At 50.3% G+C, this 16,370-nt stretch carries 21 protein-coding genes; all 21 read right to left on the bottom strand.

The features are described from left to right. Window positions 1-5 precede the first annotated feature (5 nt). A complete protein-coding gene (locus GJ688_RS02105; RefSeq protein ID WP_155474850.1) occupies window positions 6-743 on the bottom strand; it encodes an N-acetylmuramoyl-L-alanine amidase family protein in 738 nt (245 codons plus the stop codon). Continuing rightward, window positions 736-1,287: a hypothetical protein gene (locus tag GJ688_RS02100; protein ID WP_155474849.1), complete on the bottom strand. Its 552-nt coding sequence runs from the start codon at window positions 1,285-1,287 to the stop codon at window positions 736-738. The genes GJ688_RS02105 and GJ688_RS02100 overlap by 8 nt, the downstream gene beginning before the upstream one ends. 50 nt (window positions 1,288-1,337) lie before the next feature. After that, entirely contained in the window at window positions 1,338-1,544 is a 207-nt protein-coding gene (locus GJ688_RS02095; RefSeq protein ID WP_155474848.1) for a hypothetical protein, read from the bottom strand. A 1-nt stretch (window position 1,545) separates the two neighbouring features. Continuing rightward, the gene (locus GJ688_RS02090) at window positions 1,546-1,797 is read right to left on the bottom strand and encodes a hypothetical protein (RefSeq protein WP_155474847.1); all 252 of its coding nucleotides are present in this window, start codon (window positions 1,795-1,797) and stop codon (window positions 1,546-1,548) included. Window positions 1,798-1,809: 12 nt separating this feature from the next. Next, window positions 1,810-3,825 (bottom strand): discoidin domain-containing protein, encoded by a 2,016-nt coding sequence (locus GJ688_RS02085; protein WP_155474846.1) that lies wholly within the window; start codon window positions 3,823-3,825, stop codon window positions 1,810-1,812. 13 nt (window positions 3,826-3,838) lie between these two features. Then, window positions 3,839-4,222 carry a phage tail protein gene (locus GJ688_RS02080; RefSeq protein WP_155474845.1) on the bottom strand — a complete coding sequence of 128 codons (384 nt, stop codon included), beginning with the start codon at window positions 4,220-4,222 and terminating at the stop codon, window positions 3,839-3,841. A gap of 70 nt (window positions 4,223-4,292) precedes the next feature. Further along, window positions 4,293-5,312 (bottom strand): putative phage tail protein, encoded by a 1,020-nt coding sequence (locus GJ688_RS02075; protein WP_155474844.1) that lies wholly within the window; start codon window positions 5,310-5,312, stop codon window positions 4,293-4,295. Between the two features lie 10 nt (window positions 5,313-5,322). Then, window positions 5,323-6,423, bottom strand: a complete 1,101-nt coding sequence (locus GJ688_RS02070; protein ID WP_155474843.1) for a baseplate J/gp47 family protein — start codon at window positions 6,421-6,423, stop codon at window positions 5,323-5,325. 3 nt (window positions 6,424-6,426) lie between these two features. Then, a complete protein-coding gene (locus GJ688_RS02065) occupies window positions 6,427-6,888 on the bottom strand; it encodes a DUF2634 domain-containing protein (RefSeq protein WP_155474842.1) in 462 nt (153 codons plus the stop codon). Next, window positions 6,878-7,345, bottom strand: a complete 468-nt coding sequence (locus tag GJ688_RS02060) for a hypothetical protein (RefSeq protein WP_155474841.1) — start codon at window positions 7,343-7,345, stop codon at window positions 6,878-6,880. Before GJ688_RS02060 ends, GJ688_RS02065 begins: the two co-directional genes overlap by 11 nt. Next, on the bottom strand, window positions 7,329-8,414 hold the full coding sequence (locus tag GJ688_RS02055) for an XkdQ/YqbQ family protein (RefSeq protein ID WP_155474840.1): 1,086 nt from the start codon (window positions 8,412-8,414) through the stop codon (window positions 7,329-7,331). Before GJ688_RS02055 ends, GJ688_RS02060 begins: the two co-directional genes overlap by 17 nt. Beyond that, window positions 8,411-9,079: a LysM peptidoglycan-binding domain-containing protein gene (locus GJ688_RS02050; RefSeq protein ID WP_328597289.1), complete on the bottom strand. Its 669-nt coding sequence runs from the start codon at window positions 9,077-9,079 to the stop codon at window positions 8,411-8,413. Before GJ688_RS02050 ends, GJ688_RS02055 begins: the two co-directional genes overlap by 4 nt. Next, window positions 9,076-11,655: a tape measure protein gene (locus GJ688_RS02045; protein WP_155474838.1), complete on the bottom strand. Its 2,580-nt coding sequence runs from the start codon at window positions 11,653-11,655 to the stop codon at window positions 9,076-9,078. Before GJ688_RS02045 ends, GJ688_RS02050 begins: the two co-directional genes overlap by 4 nt. Before the next feature lie 162 nt (window positions 11,656-11,817). Continuing rightward, window positions 11,818-12,258 carry a phage tail assembly chaperone gene (locus GJ688_RS02040; RefSeq protein ID WP_155474837.1) on the bottom strand — a complete coding sequence of 147 codons (441 nt, stop codon included), beginning with the start codon at window positions 12,256-12,258 and terminating at the stop codon, window positions 11,818-11,820. A 25-nt stretch (window positions 12,259-12,283) separates the two neighbouring features. Beyond that, window positions 12,284-12,721 (bottom strand): phage tail tube protein, encoded by a 438-nt coding sequence (locus tag GJ688_RS02035; RefSeq protein WP_170291566.1) that lies wholly within the window; start codon window positions 12,719-12,721, stop codon window positions 12,284-12,286. Window positions 12,722-12,768: 47 nt separating this feature from the next. After that, window positions 12,769-14,226, bottom strand: a complete 1,458-nt coding sequence (locus tag GJ688_RS02030; protein ID WP_155474835.1) for a phage tail sheath family protein — start codon at window positions 14,224-14,226, stop codon at window positions 12,769-12,771. Then, on the bottom strand, window positions 14,226-14,426 hold the full coding sequence (locus tag GJ688_RS02025; protein WP_155474834.1) for a hypothetical protein: 201 nt from the start codon (window positions 14,424-14,426) through the stop codon (window positions 14,226-14,228). The genes GJ688_RS02030 and GJ688_RS02025 overlap by 1 nt, the downstream gene beginning before the upstream one ends. Further along, window positions 14,426-15,241, bottom strand: coding sequence for a minor capsid protein (locus tag GJ688_RS02020; protein WP_155474833.1), 816 nt, complete (start codon window positions 15,239-15,241; stop codon window positions 14,426-14,428). The genes GJ688_RS02025 and GJ688_RS02020 overlap by 1 nt, the downstream gene beginning before the upstream one ends. After that, window positions 15,241-15,693, bottom strand: coding sequence for an HK97 gp10 family phage protein (locus GJ688_RS02015; protein ID WP_155474832.1), 453 nt, complete (start codon window positions 15,691-15,693; stop codon window positions 15,241-15,243). Before GJ688_RS02015 ends, GJ688_RS02020 begins: the two co-directional genes overlap by 1 nt. Further along, complete coding sequence (locus tag GJ688_RS02010; RefSeq protein WP_155474831.1) at window positions 15,694-15,987, bottom strand: hypothetical protein; 294 nt, start codon at window positions 15,985-15,987, stop codon at window positions 15,694-15,696. Continuing rightward, window positions 15,984-16,331 (bottom strand): hypothetical protein, encoded by a 348-nt coding sequence (locus GJ688_RS02005; protein ID WP_155474830.1) that lies wholly within the window; start codon window positions 16,329-16,331, stop codon window positions 15,984-15,986. The genes GJ688_RS02010 and GJ688_RS02005 overlap by 4 nt, the downstream gene beginning before the upstream one ends. Window positions 16,332-16,370 lie beyond the last annotated feature (39 nt).

The raw sequence follows: 16,370 nt of genomic DNA, 5'->3' as shown, positions 1-16,370 counted from the left end.
GCCAATCATCCTTTCGGTCCGTGAATTCGGTGGAGGATAACCGCCAGGTACTCCCGAGTGATGGGCTCTTTGTTGTCGAAGTTCTTGATGTAGCCATTTTTCTTGCACCACTCGATGGCGGCTGCCTGTTCCTTTTCGAAGGCTGTGGGCTCGGGTTTTGCCGGTTCAGGCTCAGGTTCCGGCGCTGGAGGAACAGGATCAGGTATCTCTTTCCCGAACTGTTCTGCAATCCCTCGAGCGATGGCCAATGCAGCTATGTTCTGTTTTTCTTCGTTCGTTAGAATGGCCTCTTCATCCGGATTGGAGATGAAAGCGATCTCCACAAGGGCGGCCGGCATCTGTGTGTAACGTAACACATAGAAATTGGCTTCCTTAACGCCTCTGTCAGCGGTACCCAATGCCTCCGTGAGTCGCTTTTGGATGGCGGCAGCCAATTGCTCTCCCCTCCCGCCTTTTTGGAGGCAATAAGTTTCAGAGCCAAAGGCACGGCCAGTGATGTCGCTATTACCATGATAGCTAACAAAAAGATCGCATCCGGCAGCGTTAGCAATCTTGCACCGGTCATCCAAGCTGACCGTGCTGTCATCTGTCCTGGTTTCAACCACTTCAATATCGACGCTTCGTAGATACTCAGCCGCCTTCTGACCAATGGCTAAAACAACATCAGACTCTTTCGTTTTGTTTGGACCGAGTGCTCCCGAGTCTTTTCCACCGTGGCCATAATCTTGTCCGACTTTAGGCATCTTTCTTTTCCCCCGTTTCTTTACTCCCGAGAATCTTCTCACCGATCTCAGCTTTCTTCCGCTGAATTAAATGCAATAGCGGAGTCATACTGGTGACCCCGCCATCAATCAGGTTCTCAACGACACTTTTAATTTCGATAAGCCAAAGGAATACCACGGCCACGATAAACGACAGCTGGACACTGCTTTTTATCCATTCAATCCCGACCTGGTAGTTAGCCCGAACGAACAGAGAGCTCAGGACCAGAACCAGAAGATAAGCGATAAGCTTATTTACACCTTTTCTCATTCCGATCGACGTGATGACGTTCTGTTGAACAGCTGAGCGCAGCCCTCCGTTTGTGTTGGCCAGCGCCCATATCTTTGTACCAAAGTCGGCGACGACGATTGTCAAAAGGCTGAGAGACAGTAACAAAAGCGATTCCTCTGGGGCAACGAGCCAGCAGAACGTTGAAACAATCGCGGCTAAAAAAGGGTTTACGGTAACGAACGATTTGTGAAGCGCATCCAGTACGCTTAATAAGATGTTACTCTCGCGGTCCACGTTTTCACCTCACTTTGTAATAGTAAAGCCGCCTTAAAACTAGGCGGCTTTTAAATGGGCGGAGTATTTGCTGTTTCACTCGGTTCAGTTGAGACTGGCTTCAGATCAGGACGTTGTTTATAGACTTCATCTAAGATCCGCTGACGCTCTGCTTCCGGGTAAGTTAAGACAAACTCGTCAGGAGTTCCCTCCACTGCTTCCGTCTTGGTAATAATCGCCCGGGCAATCACCCGTACTGTGTAAGTCGGATAGGCCATCTTACACACCTCCTTTCGTCACTAAATCGGCAAACGAAAGCTCCAGGTCGGTTAAACGAGCCTGGATCGTTTCATTTTTTGCAGTTTGGTCGGCCAGGGCCAATTCGAGGTCGGCGATGCGTGTGTTTTCGGTGGGTTGCTCGGCCATCTGAGGGATTTGTGACTCATCCGGTGGTACAGGCGTCCAGATTTCCGCTCCACCAATAACTACGCACTGGAGGACTTGACCGTTTTCTAATGTCTTTGTTTGCATAGTGAGCCCTCCTTATGCGACTAAAGCGTAGTCAGCTGTAGCTTCAATAGTCGGCGTACCCGTAGAAGTACAAGTAACTTCGACTTTCAATGATGACTTGAAATAAATCGGCCCTATATATTCCATCCTAGTTTGCGAATCAGAATAAGTGATAGATCCGTTGCCTGTTGGGGTTGATATATATAACGGCGCCTTTCCGTCTACCGTTATTTTAAGTTGTGCGTATCTTCCTGCAATGCTACTGCTTAAATATACTGATACCCTGTTTAGCATACCTTTACCGTTTTGCACGTCTAGAATCGTGTAATAAGTGTTTTGAATCGCCGTTGTTTGCTGTACTCTAGCAGTCATTGGTACATTTGGCTGTATCAAATTTAAGTCCCCCTCCCATGTGATACTTGGATTACTTACTGTTGGCGACGTGTCACTGGTGCTGTTTCGGGTGAGTGTCCAGCGTAATGTAAGCGATGGGTATGTAGTAATGCTTAAATCTGACAAGTCAGCGATTGACGTTATATTGGATTTAAGTACTGTCATGTCTTGGTACATTTCAATCTCGCCAACTCTTGTATAAGTCGCATCTCCATTATTTGCAGTAATATCTACGCGGTAGTACGTATAGTTACCCGGAGTATCTACGACAAAGGTTCGTTTCTCGTAATCTGCCCATCCCGTACTATTCGTTACCGTGTCGATAACCGTAAAGTTTGTGCCGTCGTTACTGCCTTTAAGCGTCCAGTTTTTCGGAGCCGACGTACTGCCCGCTGAGTTTGAGGCGATAGTGTAAGTTGTAATTCTTTTAGCGGTCTGGAATTGATACTGTATCCACCCAGTTAATACGCCGGAGGGGAAAGTAAATCCGTTAGCAACTCCTGTTGTCCAATTGCCGTCAAATACATAAAAAGCAACGGAACTGTTTGAACTCGCACTAGCTACTCCACTAGGCGTAGTTGGTCCGGTCATGATTGGTATGCAATTTACCAATGAGACAGGGTCGAGTACGTCACAAACAACATTCGTATTCGTCGGCTTTGTCTGCGTCCATTTGAGATTGCCCCATTTTTTGATATCGGAGGGCGTTACTGTTTTTGTGACAGTGCCCGATGTGACGGACTTTATAATTGTGATACTTTTTATGGCATATATAGTGGTGTTATTGGTGCCATTTCCGCTATAGCCAGCGACTACCACTATGTCCGAGGCACTAGGCATGGTCGTATTCGTCAGATATCCACAGGTGTATCCGGCTCCATTGCCGTCTACTACGATCCTGTAAACTACATTCGCCTGTAATGACACCGACACGGTAACAGATCCGCCATTTGACACTGATGATATATCTGTAGTGCTTAATACTGCACCCGTCGAGTCGTTTATTACGTATAACGATTTTAGACCAGTATTATTCGCCCCTAGTTGTACCGTTATTGCGCTACAGTCTACAGTCGGCTTAACATTTAAGCCGTACTTATAAGCCGACGATGGGTTTAGACTTGATGCTAGATCAGGTAAAGTAATGCTGCTTAACGCGCCTAAACTTACGGCTTCTCCATTTTGAATGCAGTTTTTTAAATCTGGAGTACCGAAACCAAAATCAGATTGATAACGCCCGTTATTCGCGTCCACGCCTGTGCCCCATTGGGCTTCACCATCTCCCGCCCATACAAGGGCTTGACCGACTGCCCCGCCTGCCGGTACGTGCTTAAATCCCGGCGTGTTTTGGTGGGTGATCGTTCGGTCCTGTTTCAAGTCACCGCCGCCAGTGAGTGCCCCGGACGTGGCAATTTGTCTGGAAGTCGGCGGCGCTCCTACTTCTGAGGCTGTCGTTCCGTGAGGGTTATCTTTGTCCGCGATGTGACTGGCTAGGTTCTGGGCAACCTGGTCGGCCAACGCCTTAATAAACTCATCGTTGTTAATCAACCGCTTAAATAACGGGTTGAAGGTGTCGGCATGGGCCGGGTCTGTAGTTTCCAATTGCCGTAAAACGGCACTGTAGGTCTTGGGATCATCGATCGTTTGATTCGCCAATGCTCACACCTCCTTAAAACTCTTCATCCCAATCGATTTCCATGACTGTTTCGTCGTCTTTGGCCTTGGGTCGAAAGGTCTTCAGTGCCACCAGCGTTCCCGCACTGTCGTAAAGGCCAACAGCGGAGACGTTTTGCCCGTTGCCTTCGGTCAGTCCTAGGCTCCCGGTAATGCGGAGCGTTGTCGCAACCGGGAAGCTATGACCGTCGATATTTTTAACAAGAAACTCACCGGGTACCTGAGTGGCTGCCGGATCGGGAGCAATGGGTTCGCTAGTTGCCGGGTTATGTCCACCATTCCCCCACCCGATTTGAGTTATGGCAGGGAGTGCTGCACTTCCTCCATGGGCCTGGGCAAACTTAGCCCTGGCTGCATTCGTTGTCACACTGTTGGCCATCAGCTTCCACCTCCGTTAGTTCACCTTTTTTATAGACCCTGAGTTCCGCTGAGTATTGAGAATCGGCCATTTAGACAGCGACCTCCTCGGTTAAAATTCTTTGTTTATATACCCGGAGCGTACCGGGTTGGCTTGCAAAAACTCGGTCCAGGTTTACGCTTCCATCCAATGCCACATTTCCGTTTAGGTTCACGGTTCGTTGGCTAAAGTTCGTTTGTGTGGTTACCTTTATGGCTTCTGAGCGTAAAGGTTCAGCCGACGTGCTTACCGGGAAAACCAACTTCGGAGGGTCCACCATCTGCCTTGCGGCCAACGGGATCACATCTGGAACAGAGTTCAAATCGGCTGTGCCATCGAGGTTGAACCGACCATCGAGAACCGGATTAAGGTATTCAGAAAACACACCGAAGAAATGATTTACAGCAAGATTCATCGTTAGGGCCATTCGCTGCCCTGGTCCATCCCCAGACGGGCCGCCGCCGATGTTTCTACCGGACAAAAAGAAATCCCCGTTTAATGCTGCTGCTCCATCGAGAAACAGGCTTACATCACCGGGGGCAATGCTCCATGGATTATTCGTAACTGTTATTATTAAATGATATCCCAGGTGGTTAATAATCTCGACTTTGCTTTCCATTTCGAAGGACCAACCGACATCGATATGCGCTGGTTTGGCTTCATCAACCGCATGAATCAAGTCCCGAAAAAAGCCTTCGTCGGATGGTAAAAAAATCTTAATTGCGTACCGTTCAGGAAATTCTTCTATATGAGATTTTCCCGAGATTAAAAAAGCATCAACTATAGATTCCATGACTTTTTTGGTCATGGTTGGTTGAAAAGTAAGCTTTGCGATAATCCTGGACCGTCTCTGATCGCTAGGTAAGTCTTCTCGAATTGGTAAGCCAGCGAATTGCTCCCAATACTTCAATCCCCATGTTGCAGTCTCAAGAAAATACTGAGCGAAAATGTCCTTGGTCCTGCTTTTCGCACCTTCTAAGTCGCACGATACAGCCCCCTGAAGACCTCTCATTACGCGACTTTCACTATAATGATGAGGCAAATACCTCATTAAGTCTGTTTCATTACCCATTGGTATCCTCCTATGTCACAAAGGAAACCAAACCTAGAACCGGAACGCCATCTTCCCCTAAAGCAACGTTCCCTAAAGAGTCGTTCATTTTCATGTCACTATAGTCTATTACTCCCGGAATACTTAACAGTAAACTTCCAACTTTGGCGATGCTTACTGAGTTCGTTTGAAAAGCGATGGTACGAAAGAAGCAAACACAAGCTTCCGTGAAAGCAGTCTTAATAACTTCAAGAGTTGTTGTATTTTCTAGCACCAATGTACCAGTAATATTAATTGACATCGCTTTCGCCGACGAAACCGTAACAGAAGCACCAATCGGACGAAGTTGTTCAATATGGTAATACACTCGTTCGACCAATTCTGTGGAAGCAGGTTCCTTGTTAGCGTCTATAACAGCCACTTTGACCGTCCCAGGTCCATTCCACAGTGGAAATACTTTGGCGCCCCCCACCCCTGGTACTTCCTTTGCCCAATGAAGATAATGATACACGTTCCCGCTGGTAATAGGCTTTTGAACCAACTCAAAGAACCGCGCTTTGAGTTCAGTATCATTCTCGTCTGGGGTTCCTCCGGATGTGGGAGAAATGTTCGTGACCGCAGATACTCCAGAGATGGGAGACAATAAAAGCACAATCTTCTCGGCAGCCACGTTTCCAGTAACTCCGGCTTCAAGAGCCTCAATGGCAATATCGATCGTTCCATCCTCACCGATATACCCATCTTCCTTTGTTCGAAACAAAATCGACGGTATTTTTCGCTGTAAGTCAGCTGTAGTGGCCGCAATCGTTCCTTCTGGAATCAACGTTCCTGGAACCCCACTGACATGTAAAATTCCCGTAGCATTGGTGCAAGACTTTGGGATCAGTCCACGTGTTGCAGCAATCATCTTTACATAAGGACCGTAGCAGTCATCCGATTGGATAAAGGCTCGATTGAGCATTCGGCCCATTTCAATCTTTACTTGGGCCAACTCGGCCGCCATTGGTGCGAGAGCGTCCCAAATAAAGCTTCCCGGCGACTTATCGATGTCTGCAGGTATTCGGGCCAACATCCTCCGCATGATTGCCTCTTCAGATTCTTCCTTTAAAAAGTCGGGTAACTGTAGTTGCATCCCCTATTTCACCCCCGTGGCCGCACCATCGAGCGTCACTTCTTTTCCTAAAGCAGTGATTACATTGCACCGGAAATACAAATCACTACCGCGCCACTCGAACGTAAAACCGTCAACGGAAGAAGTTCGAGGATCCACCATTAATGTCTCTGTTGTAATCCGCTGTACTTCCGATTCGACAACTTCTGGCGTCAAGTCCCGCCGAGCGAGGTTGTCATATTCCTGACCGTGCCATCGTGGATAAATCAAGTGACGGTACCGAGGCGTACGTAGCACCTTCTTCGCCCATTCGATATAGGCATTCAGTCCATCCGTCTGCTCCAAAGCGCCTGTCGATGAAGAAACGAAATCTCCAGTATCAAAATCAAAGCGCCAGGATCGCCCAAACTTCGGGCGACTGGCGCTTGTTTCATTGGTTTGAGTGTCAGTGATTGGCAAACCGACAGGAAAAAGGTTATTCGCCATAGGGAACCACTCTCGACACGATCACAACATCTTGGCCACTATTCACCATGCAACAGAGGACGCGGTCTCCGGTTTGAAACTGTGTTTTATATTTAACTCTGGCCTTGGTGATTTTTATCTTACCATTGACTTCCGCATCATATGTCCAAGGATCGAACTGAAAGGTCACCGGATATTCCCCTTCTTCCGTTGGACTATGGGCCTTTGTAGGAATACTAGGCAAGACGAGTTTTCCGACCCTCTCATGAGCCGGCACTTCCATCTGCAGTTCGATGTCCATGTCTACGACCGGCCCTAACACAATCGGATCCTGAATTTCGTGAGCAAAATCGTCCAGTATAACGCCAGTTTCGGTCATTGTACCTAGGACGCAGGGTACACCGGATATGGCGTTTGTCGCATGATCCCTCATTCGGTGATCTATCATAGACACGATTTTCTTAAATGGGTCTTGCAAAGTACCGCCTCCTTATCTCGTCCCGGCTGGCCAACTCCAACGTTAAATGACCCAGTGTTCCGCATTCCCGCTGTAAGCTGCAGACAATCAGCTCCATGCTGTTAAGCATCACCCGGTCCCCTGCCCGGATTGTATTTATATCGATACCCCGAACCGTAAACATCTCAATAAAACCGGTTTTCGTTATGACTTGCTCTCCGGCAGTTTGGGCATCGGCAATCGACTTGATTTTGCTGTCTTGGAGCACTTTCTGAATGGTTCCGTAAGTCGCCGTATCCCCATCCACAACCGCCAAAACTGGTGATGGCATCTCTTGTTGTTTACCTTCCCCGGTCGATAGTTTTGCAATGTCTTGAAGCGACATTCCGCTGGTGTTTATCTGCACTTCCGGAGAGCCGCGCTTGGTCCCTAAGACTTTGACCCTTGTAACAGCTCCTTCTAATGTGCGATGCTGCCCAAGTTCTTCGATGTTTTGTTCTGCCTCAAGAACCCAGATGACATCGTTAGCACCGATAGGAATCAGACTTAGTCCGTCCGGAGTCATCCGCGGTCGAAATAACTCTCCGCCTTTGGCAACCGTCTCCTGCAAGTCTTTTTGAATCATCGACCATATCGATTGGGGCCGGTACAAAGCGCGAGCCAAAGGGATTCCTGTATCGGCCACTTGACCAAGGGGAATCCCCCATTCTTCTGCATAAACAGAGAGCCGCTGAGACGCCGTCTGCCCCGCCGGAAAGAGACGCTCATCATCGCTCTTGGCAAGGTATATCGTCAGATCATAAGCGGTCACAGTGATATGTTTGACGCCTCGATTCAGCGATTGAATATCCCATACTACGGCCGGATGCAATAGGTACGCCATTTCCTTTCCGTCAAAGGGAATGCCGGAAACTCGTATTGGCTGGCCATTTCTGATACCCGGGAAATCCGATGTTGCAACTATCTTTATAACGGCTCGGTACGCGATTTCGTCCAGTGATTCTTCCATGGTGATGGACTGGGTAAGTTCGCGTAGAAACCACTGATTATCTAATACCACTTCATATCGTCCAAGTCCGGGTGTAATCATGCCGGCATCACCAATTCCACTCCAGACTGGATAATACCCGGATCCGGTCCTATGGCGTCTTTATTTAGCTGGTAGATGTCCCGCCACCGACCCCCATCACCTAACTGGAGTTTCGCAATCGTCCAGAGCGTATCTCCCGGTTTAATCACCACTGTAGAAGGTACGGGGCGAGTATCCGGACGTTCGATAGCCGCTATATTTTGGGCGTCCAACTGCTCTGATTGGATAACAGACTCCGCAGCCGTCCGAACCTTCACTTCCCGCCAAACCCTACAGGTTAGGTCAAAATACACATCCCCGGGCTCGCCCCCTTTGAACTTGCTCGTGTGGGCAGTTACCAAGACCATGGCATTGATAATCGTATCCGTAATAATCAACCGAACCGGGGTCTTCGATGCATTCCATGCCGTGAGCTGGTTCATCGCTTCCTGGGGGTCAGGGATCTCGGGGTACCGGCAATATTGGCCATCATACTCCTTCGGAAAAAAGGAAGAGAATGTGATTTGCTTCACCTTCTCCCCGCTCGGAAAGTCGACCTCGCCTCGATTTAAAATAGTAATGGTCTCGATATCTTTTTCCCTCTGGATTGTAATCTCTGATGGATTTACCGGGATATGTAACTGTGGACCTTTTGGGTCAATCAATACGATGTCCAAAGTCGTCACCCCGTTGTTGAGTTCTCGTAGACTTGGCGAATTCGTTCGGCCACCTGCCATCCCACTTGGTTAGCAATGGCTTCATAGTCCAGTTCAGGACCGGACTGTTGAATTTGAACAGGAGCAGTGACCGGAATACTGAGATTCGGCGCTTGGGCCGCTGGTGCCATAATCCCAAAACTAGCAAGCTGAACAATGTCCGTCCCTAAGCTCGCTAACCGGTTTTGTAAGGGTTCAGCAATTGCGTTGACAACCGTATCAATGCGTTGTCTCAAGTCCTCTTCCATTAGCCCAGATGCCCATTCTCCATTGAATCGCCCCATGATAGCCCCACCGGCGCCGCCCAGAATGCTTCCCAATATGGTCCCCATCCCAGGGGAAATGGCCGTTCCTACCATTGCACCAAATTCCGTACCCCCGAGTCCGCCCACGACACTCCCTGTTCCACCAAATAAAGCCTTCGTTTTTTCATCACCAGTGAGAACATCCAATGCTGCTCCAGCAATGGCACCAGGTGCACCAATAGCAATTCGACGAGATGCGTACCCAAGTATCGACTCCCCTGTTCGAATGGCATACCCCATTTCCTTAAGAGCAAGTTTCGAATCATTGAGCTGATTCATTAAACTCTCAAATCGGGTGAGTTCTTTCAGTCCGGTATACGCTTCCTTAACGGCCGATCCGATGGTAGACCATAGCGAATCATCGGCTGCTGTAGAATCGGCTATCACTGCAGAAGAAGCTGCTGATGCAAGGCCGATTCGCCCGAAAAGCCCTCCATTGGCATGCATCGGGATGCCTAATGCTTCCCCGGCTTTTTGCCATAGCCCCAACGCCCGGTCACGCCGGCGAGGGTTTAACGGAATAATTGCTTCGGGGCCGTCTTCAGCGACCATGCCGATATGGGGCCGATCAAGAATCCCCCCGGTGGCATATCCCTTCAATTTCCGGAACGCTTCGTATCCGGAATCGCCGGAAGGACTCGAACTGCTAGCCGAATACGGGGACGAAATTGTGTCGACGCCTTGCTTGATTCCCCATGTAACCAGTCCGGATGCCGCACCAACCCCAGCCCCGGCAACCGTACCCACACCCGGGACAACGCTTCCTAAGGCTGCACCTCCAGCTGCTCCCGCGATAATCGCGCTTAATGGGCTGTCAGCTAATGCTTTTTCATATCCCATCACCATGGCTTTCCCTACGGCTACACCGATGGTTAAGGCCGCATCAGCAATACGAGGTGCCCCGGCTTGTATTCCGGTGGAAAGGATATCCACCATCACGCCGGCCACTCCGTTTAACTGCTCCTGTCCACCTTCTTGAAGCCACTTTTTAAACCCAGCCATGGCATCGTCAAAGATGAACTTAATTTTCCCGCCAAAGGAAGCGTTCTTAAACTCATCATTTTCAAACAGACGGTCCATGTAGCGGCCGGCATTCTCTAACTTATCGCTGAGCCATTGTCCTGCTGATCGCCCCAGTTCGATAAGCCCGCCTTGGAGTCGCTTCGCCCGTTCTTCGTTGTTCGTCAGCGCGTCGGTAAAACTTGTAAGCGTCGGCAGAATGCCTTGGCGCATCCCTTCCCCAAAGGCACCAAAGATTTTCAGGTTCAAGAAGTCTTTAATGGTGGACATCAATCCCATCATCGTCCGAGACTGCTTGTCCATCATATGGGGAAAGCGCTCTTCCATCCCCTCAATTAGGGCATCGATGGCTTGTTTTGCCGGAATAAGGCCCTTTTCAGACAGCTTCATGACCTGGGCTGTCGATACCCCCATCGCTTTGGCGAGGATATCCCAGGCCGGAATGCCTGCTTCGGTCATCTGCAACATTTCATCACCGCTTACCTTGGCTTTTGCCTTCATTTGGCCCAATGCCAACGTAATGCGGTTGATACCTTCCCTGCCCAGGCCCAATCCGGAAGCCGCGTCCCCGATGGCTGTCAACTTTGGAATGATTTCATCAGAAGCGAATCCAAACGCCAGCATTCTCTTTGAGGCGTCACGCAGGTCCCCCATTTCAAAAGGGGTTTTTACGGCAAAGGTCGTTAGGTCATTTAAAAACCGATCCGCTTTCTCTTTGCTTCCCAACATGGTTTCAAAGGCAATTCCGGCCTGCTCTGCTTCTCCGGCAAGTTTCAGCATGTAGCCACCGGCACCGACAACTCCGACTCCTGCCCCTAATGCGGCCAACGGACTGGTGACAACATCGAAAATTCTCCCGATAGCGCTTGAAGCCTTATCGGCTAGGTTAACAGTAATCTTCCACGCCTTTCCGGAAAGACGATCAAGGTGGCCTTCCAGCTTGCGGATAGTTCCGGATGCCAGGTCTTTTAACGTAGCTGTCGGCTCCAGCCTCAGTTTATTGATGTATCTCGACTTTTGCTGCCACCGTTCCATTGCCCGATCAAGAGCACTTAGTTTCTTTTCCGCTTCATCCGTCTGAATCCGGGGTTTGATTTCTGTTTTTTTGGCTGATTCCGCTTTTCGAATCAGTTCATCGATAATTTTCTTTCCGGATTCCGCACTTTGAAGGCCCTTCACCTGAATGTCTAGGATGACGGCTCGCTTACTTTCGTTAGCCACCGCCGTTCGCCTCCTTTCGAACCGCGGCAATCTGCTCAGCCTCTATCTCGGCAAACAGTCGTAGCAAGGTCTGCTCTCCTTTGGGAAGGCGCCAAAATACCCCGGGACGCAGGTGGTGACGTACCCATAAAAAGTACATCGCCCCCAAAAGCCCCCCGGACTTTACTCGTTTTTTACTTCAGTCAGATTTACCCCAAAACCGGACAGCTCCATCACTTCATCACTTAAAGCGTCGAGTTCCCCCGCGAGGAGTAACCGGCGAACCACTTCTTCCCCGCTGGAGAGTTGCATCCGTGCGGTTAGACGAGTGTCTCCCCAACCGTTTAGCTGCAGGCCTTTCACCTTAAGATCCACTGTAGCGTCAACGATCAGCGCCGCGTTAAAGCGCTCCCGGTCAATTTTCTCGCGGGTGACCCCGCCCTCTTTGACTCGTCCGGTACATTTTTCCCGGATGGAGTCCACCTTTTTAGCCAAGAGCCCTTTTAAGGTGATATCCATGCCGAGCCGTTCTAAGGTAACCGGTTTCGTGGGGAGGTTTTTCGTGGCTTCAAAGAGCCCGTCTAAAATCTGCTCTTCGGTTAGTTGTTGGGTTTGCTCAACCATCCGTTCTTCCTCCTTGATGATGAAATTATGATTCTACAATGGGATCTAACAGTTCGTATCCCTTGAATGTGAACGGCCACTCTTCTTCGACGATTTCGCCCACTTTCCAACCCACTAAGGGGATTTCATCGAAGATGACGTTTTTCAGCCGGATCCGTTCACAACCATAAGCCTCCGGGTCGTCTAACTTACTGATGAGTTCTGTCTTTACATAGCCCTTTTCGTTTTTGGCCACCGGGTCGTGCATCTGCAACATTTCGCTAGTCACCTTAAAGCCTTTGAGACTTCCCGTTCCCTCGAGGGCAACAACCTTCTTGCCAATCCACCGATCCCCGGAGACCTTAATGTCAGCTTTGTGGACCTTTACTTTGGCCTGCATCTCACTAGCCTGGGTCATCTGGTTCCCTTCTCGCCATACCTCTCCAAAGGTCCCCGATATAGCCCGGGTTTCATCTAACGCCACGCGGTTCACCTCCAATAGATAGAGACCGGCAGAGTGCCGACCTCACGTTATTTCACGAGGAATGTTCCATAGATTCGTTTCATCGACTGGACGATGCTCGCTTCCCAAAAGGGATAAAACTCATCCGCACCTGGTCGGATTTTCGCCGCCTGGCCGTGGTACAGGGGATTTGGGTAGACAGTAAAATCATTTTTGATGACCCGGTCTGCAGCCAAGACCTCCATGTAATTCTTACAGGCCGACAGATACGCTGCTTGACCGTCTTCATCATTGGGGATTTTCCCGAGATAGCTGTCTTTCGCTGACTTCCAAAGGTCATAGTTGATCGCGTCCATAATCCGGATGGGCTGGATGTACTGCCACTGCTCATTTTGGCCATCTAGCAGTGTGGAAAGAGTGTTCCGGTCATCTTCGACCACTACCTTTTCTCCATCATGCAAAAGGACCAGTGAACCGGCTTCTTTAGCGGCTACAGCTTGGTCATCGTTTAACCGAGGGGATACGTCATCAAAGACAGTCGCCGCGTTGCAGATACTGTCCCGCAACCGACCGCTGGCGACGAGCCCGGCAATATATGGGGCCACTTCTGCCGATCCGTACCAAACCCCGTCGAGTAACCCCGACACAATGACGTTAGTAATCCCCTCATGGTTAAACCCGCGACTGCGTGAATTCCCGGTCTCCGGATTTTTGTCATCATCCCGAGTGCCACCGAAGAAGGCTTGAATTCCTTTTCCGGCTTTTCGCATCCGTTTAATCCACGCCACGAATGAAGTTTGTAGCGATCCATCCGTGATGCCATCTAACGTAAACAAGTTAAAGTATTGGGCCTCAAAAGCCGTCTGCGCGGTGATGTACTGCTCATTCGTTAGACTGGCAATCCCGTTGTTTCCGCCGCTTAACGGTTGGCTGGTGATAGACGCTAAGGTGCCATTTCCCTCAGTCAATTTAACGGCATTGATCCAAAGGTTTCGCGTGTCGTGGTTAATCGCGTCAACGATCTCTTGGATAGAACCCGTAGAAACAGAAAAAACGCCCAGCAAGTTGGCGTCTTCATACAGCATAATATCTTGTTTCTCCGCACCCAATAGACTCGGCCGGACCGTGACCCGAAAGGGCCGTTCCGTCTCAAAACGAGTGTCCAACCGGATCACATCGACCGGTGTGCCGGCCGTCGTATCTTTAAGCTGAATCGACGCCTTAGCGGCATCCGAACCTGCAAGTCGAATGGCTTTGACCTTTGGAGCGCCACCTAAAAGAACCATTCGAATTGTCTTGTACGCCGTAGAACCGGGCGCTGTATCCATCCCGTAGGACGCGAGTAATTCCGGTTCGCTCGTGATGTTCACGAACTCATTGATGGGCCCCCAGTCTGCTTTCACCGGGACCGCCACAATTCCTCGGGCGCCTGTCTTGATGGCAGCCTGCGCTGCCGCCACAAATCGCATATAAAAACCGGTTAGTGTCGGCTTTTCCGTGGGGCTCCAATAACCTCCTGCGGCCATCAGTTCACCTTCTTCCCTAAGAATGCAGTAACCGCAGCCTTAACTTCGGCGACGGTCAGCATGGATTTGATATTTCCATGAAGTGCACCGATAACGACCTCAGGACGTACTCCGAAGACAGCTGGTGCGTTATTGATTAGTTCCTCTCGCCCATATTCGGGTTCAGGCGCTGTTGGTTGGGAAATCTTCGTTTCTTCCACTATCTCCACCCTCCTTGCATTCCAACGAATTGCATCATGGGTACTTCATCACGGGGCCGGGCCGTCATCCGGCGAAGCGTCAGCGACACCTGGCCAACGGTTAACGAATCACTCTTGGTCTCTGCTGTGATATCCCCGACCGTCAGAAATCTTCGGTTTACGATATCTAACGGGATCTTAATCGCCGAGCCCAGCGACTCCACCAGTTGCATAACAGCGGCCGCTTGTTCATTCGGGGTGTTTCCCATGACAAGCCCGGTGAATTGTTTGGCAATCTCAAACATTCCCCGGTTTTTGTTTATCACCTGGATGTTTTGGGATAGCCGCCATGTCACTGACGGTCGGTGATTCCCCTGCCATCCCCGGTACACTAACCAACCGGGAAGCACATGGCCAGTCCAATCGGCAATCCCCGTCAACCATGGATCGGCAGTTACATCATCGATACGCTGGACAATCGCCCGGAAGGCAAAGTTATATCGGTTCCGGGTATCTTTGCTGTAGATGCTGGGGATTTCCTGCAGCTGTACCGTGTATTTTTCATCCCCGGCCTCAATGACTCCGGCGTTTGGATATAGTACCGCATGAAGAACCCGCCAAACCTTCTCATATCCATCTGCATGCCTGGCGCAGCGGACCTGGATGACGATTTCCCGCCACCCCTCCGGAGGTTCCGGAGAATCTCCACCCGCATCGTAGACGGTAACACAATCATTCGGTTCATCGGGTTGAGTATCGACGAATAACGTCTCGGCAGTAACACCTTCTCCAACCGCCTCGATGTACCGGGCAATGTTCTCCGCAAATGATGCCATTACTTACCCCCTATCATTGCGTCTCCAATTCGGCTGGCCAAAAAGTTCGTCACTTTGTCCTGACTTTCATCCATGGCATCTTTGAGAAACGGATTTCCCTTGTATCCAGGATGTCGGACCCGTTTACCGAGCAGAACAAACTGTCCATCACGGCTCAACTTCGGGAGCTTCTTCGCCCCATATTCATTGACAGGACCTCTCCAGTTTTTCACGGGTACCGCTAGGGTCTTTTTGTCCGCCACTATATCATGGGGCTTGCTGCCATCATGGACAGACGGCGCATATGGCGTGTTAAAGGAAATGCTTACGGTGTTTCGCCGGGGATGATCCGTAACGGTACCGCTTCGCCGGAGTGTGCCAGTCTTATAGTTGGCCTTATCCTGGGCCTTGGTCAGCACCCCTTCGGCGGCAATGTGAAGTGCTTCCATGGCCACGCGCTTGATATCGGCCATCTATACCGCTACCTCCCGGTGAGACACCTTTCCACCCAGGCCCGGGACTTCCGATACGGCAATTACCGGCCAATCGACTCCCTGCCAGATAAGAAAGTCGCCGGGCTGCACCGGCTCCAAGCAATACACCCGCGCTTCACTGACGACTTCCTGTCCACGTTTGTCCCGAACTAAGCGCCGGCGCCCTTCCCAGCGGACGGCAATCTCTTTGTCCTCGGTTTTTGGGTCGTTGTTGATGTCCTTTCCGGTCACCTGACGCCATATTGCTTTTTGGTTTAAGTAGGCCCGAATCATTTCAGACTTCCACCCTTCACCACCGGGCCACGAAGGAGCGCCCAAGCCTTTGGGGCGATATCGGCTGGGCGTCCCGCAAGTTGAAAGGTTTCTGACAGGCTTCCCAGGTTAAAGCTACCGACGCCCGCTTGCTGCAGTTCCGCTCGCTGGTCCCCTTGGAGATACCAAAGAGCCTGCTCACAGACGGCGCAGAAAAAGCGCTGATTATCCAGTCTTGGCCGATACGGTTCCAAGTCCTGATATGCCATTCTCAGCGCTTTTTCCTTATCCATGTAGGACGCATTATCCCAGGCGTCAGTATGTAACCGGGAGGCAAAGTAATAATCTGCCGGTTTTAGGTCCATTCGATTTCACCACCCAACCATAGGGCCGATAAGCCGTTG

This window comes from Heliobacterium mobile, assembly GCF_009720735.1.
GTDB lineage: Bacteria > Bacillota > Desulfitobacteriia > Heliobacteriales > Heliobacteriaceae > Heliobacterium > Heliobacterium mobile.
This window is presented reverse-complemented; position numbering and strand designations above follow the sequence as displayed.

Bases quoted from the DNA above. Each gene is read 5' to 3' on its own strand.
- GJ688_RS02010 (WP_155474831.1), bottom strand. From the start codon at position 15,987: ATGATTCGGGCCTACTTAAACCAAAAAGCAATATGGCGTCAGGTGACC.
- GJ688_RS02055 (WP_155474840.1), bottom strand. From the start codon at position 8,414: ATGATTACACCCGGACTTGGACGATATGAAGTGGTATTAGATAATCAG.
- GJ688_RS02080 (WP_155474845.1), bottom strand. From the start codon at position 4,222: ATGGCCAACAGTGTGACAACGAATGCAGCCAGGGCTAAGTTTGCCCAG.
- GJ688_RS02015 (WP_155474832.1), bottom strand. From the start codon at position 15,693: ATGGCCGATATCAAGCGCGTGGCCATGGAAGCACTTCACATTGCCGCC.
- GJ688_RS02005 (WP_155474830.1), bottom strand. From the start codon at position 16,331: ATGGACCTAAAACCGGCAGATTATTACTTTGCCTCCCGGTTACATACT.
- GJ688_RS02065 (WP_155474842.1), bottom strand. From the start codon at position 6,888: ATGGCGAATAACCTTTTTCCTGTCGGTTTGCCAATCACTGACACTCAA.
- GJ688_RS02090 (WP_155474847.1), bottom strand. From the start codon at position 1,797: ATGCAAACAAAGACATTAGAAAACGGTCAAGTCCTCCAGTGCGTAGTT.
- GJ688_RS02020 (WP_155474833.1), bottom strand. From the start codon at position 15,241: ATGGCATCATTTGCGGAGAACATTGCCCGGTACATCGAGGCGGTTGGA.
- GJ688_RS02040 (WP_155474837.1), bottom strand. From the start codon at position 12,258: ATGGTTGAGCAAACCCAACAACTAACCGAAGAGCAGATTTTAGACGGG.
- GJ688_RS02075 (WP_155474844.1), bottom strand. From the start codon at position 5,312: ATGGGTAATGAAACAGACTTAATGAGGTATTTGCCTCATCATTATAGT.
- GJ688_RS02030 (WP_155474835.1), bottom strand. From the start codon at position 14,226: ATGGCCGCAGGAGGTTATTGGAGCCCCACGGAAAAGCCGACACTAACC.
- GJ688_RS02105 (WP_155474850.1), bottom strand. From the start codon at position 743: ATGCCTAAAGTCGGACAAGATTATGGCCACGGTGGAAAAGACTCGGGA.
- GJ688_RS02095 (WP_155474848.1), bottom strand. From the start codon at position 1,544: ATGGCCTATCCGACTTACACAGTACGGGTGATTGCCCGGGCGATTATT.
- GJ688_RS02070 (WP_155474843.1), bottom strand. From the start codon at position 6,423: ATGCAACTACAGTTACCCGACTTTTTAAAGGAAGAATCTGAAGAGGCA.